Below are 1,950 nucleotides of genomic sequence, written 5' to 3' on the forward strand. Positions count from 1 at the left end.
GCGCTCATGCGTCCTCCTTCGCCACCAGCTGCGCCCCCCACTTCTTGGCGGCCTCCAGGAAGTCATCCGACAGCTTCGTGCCCCGGATGGCGCGCGACAGCGACAGGGCGCCGTACATGAGCGCGACGGCCGCCAGGGCCTTCTCCCGGTGGCGCGCGTTCGGGCCCAGCAGGTCCGCGTACGACTGGACGAACTGCTGCAGCTCCGACTCCAGCGCGCCCCGGTAGGGCTCCCCGGAGCGCGCCACGTCGGCGGTGATGCTGGGCAGGGGACAGGTGGGCGTGACGGCGTCGCGGTGCTTGCGCGACAGGTAGCGCTCCAGCACCTTCAGCGCGGGCGCGTCCGGCGCGTCCTCCTTCGCCTTGTGCAAGAGCTTGTTCCACACCGTGCGGGCGGTGCCCCGGAGGGTCTCCGTGAACAGATGCTCCTTCGACTCGAAGTGCCCGTAGAAGCCCCCCACCGTGAGCCCCGCCCCCTTCATCACGTCCATGATGGAGCTGGCCTGGATGCCCCGCTCCAACAACAACGTGGCGGCGGACGCGAGGATGGCGTCGTGCGACTTCTGCTTCTGTTCCGTCTTCTGGGTCATGATGGATGATAGTCGTAATATTTCGACCATCATCCGTCAAGGAGACGTGGGGAGCGGGCAGGCTCAGGGCTTCTTCTTGCGCGAGCCGTCCTCGTAGAAGGTGTCGTCCTCCACGAGTCCGCCGTCCGGGTTCCAGCGCTTGCGCGCGGTGACGCGGTCTTTCGTCCACTGCGAGTCCTCCACGAGGACGCCGTTCTCGGCCCAGATCTGGCGCTGGCCTTCGGAGCGGCCCTGGACGTAGTGCTCGCGCGACTGCACGCCCCCGTCCGGGAAGAAGGACTCCGTCACGCCGTCGGGCTCGAAGCGGTACTTGCCTTCATCCAGGGCCAGGGCTTGCCGCTGGCGCAGCGAGCCGTCGTCCTCGAACTGGGATTCCACCGCGCGCTCGCCGGTGACGACGAACTCGCTCTTGCGCTCGCCGTTCTGGAAGTACTCCACGCGCTTGAGCTTCGTGCGGCCCTTCCAGGTGGTGACGAGCTTCTTCGCGCCGTCCTTGAAGTACTCCGTCTCATCGCCCTCCATCTGCCCCTTCGCGTACGTCGTGGCGCGGCGGGGAACGCCTCCCACGTACTCGGTGCTCACGCCGTCGCGCAGGCCGGCGATGAAGGCGGAGGTGCCGGTGCGCTGTCCCTGGGCGTCGAACGTCTCCGTCACGCCCTCGCGCAGCCCGTTCTTCAGGGGGATGACGGATCGCTTCTGGCCGTTCGCATGGAAGAACACCAGCGGCGAGGCGCCCTTCCAGACGCAGTCCTTGATGCCCGCCTCGCGCGAGGACTGGAGGCCGCACCCGGCCTCCTTCAGCCGCCCGGTCTCGTCGTAGTCCGCGTAGGTGCTCTTCGCGTCGTCCGGCTGCCGGTCGTAGCGATGGGCCACCTTGCCGTTGGGGTGGTAGCGCTGGCCTTCGCCACGCTCATGGTCGTCGGCGTAGGTCGAGGTCTCCACCAGCCGGCCGTCCTCGTAGCGCTTGAAGCCGCCGTGTCGCTTGTCGGCCTTGTACTCCTGCTCCACGGCCCGGCCGTCGGACCAGCGGCGCACCTCCCAGCCGTCCTTCTTGCCGTCGCGGTACGAGACGGTGTGCGTCTCCTTCTTCGTGTCCCGGTCCACGCAGCGCACGGTGCCGGTGAGCTTCGCGGTCGAGTTGCCGTTGTCCAGGTTGATGGATTCGCCCTTGAACTGGCAGTCCTCCACGGCCCACGAGGGAAGGGCGGACAGGGAGGCGGAGAGCACGACGAGGCGGATGACAGGAGGCGCGCGCATGGAGTTTCCACGAAGGCAGACAGGAGGTTTCGCGCCCACCCTAGCCTCGTGGGCCGGCCGCAGGAACCGTGCGGCGGGTGGGGCGGTGGTTTAGGGTGGCGGGC

Annotated in this window: 2 protein-coding genes; both read right to left on the reverse strand. The window is 68.3% G+C overall.

Annotated elements, in window-relative coordinates:
- Positions 1-4: 4 nt before the first annotated feature.
- Positions 5-589, reverse strand: coding sequence for a TetR/AcrR family transcriptional regulator (locus tag D7Y13_RS41195; protein WP_120538414.1), 585 nt, complete (start codon positions 587-589; stop codon positions 5-7).
- 63 nt (positions 590-652) lie between these two features.
- Positions 653-1,846 carry a toxin-antitoxin system YwqK family antitoxin gene (locus D7Y13_RS41200; protein WP_120586178.1) on the reverse strand — a complete coding sequence of 398 codons (1,194 nt, stop codon included), beginning with the start codon at positions 1,844-1,846 and terminating at the stop codon, positions 653-655.
- Between the last annotated feature and the right edge of the window lie 104 nt (positions 1,847-1,950).

This window comes from Corallococcus praedator, assembly GCF_003612125.1.
Taxonomy (GTDB): domain Bacteria; phylum Myxococcota; class Myxococcia; order Myxococcales; family Myxococcaceae; genus Corallococcus; species Corallococcus praedator.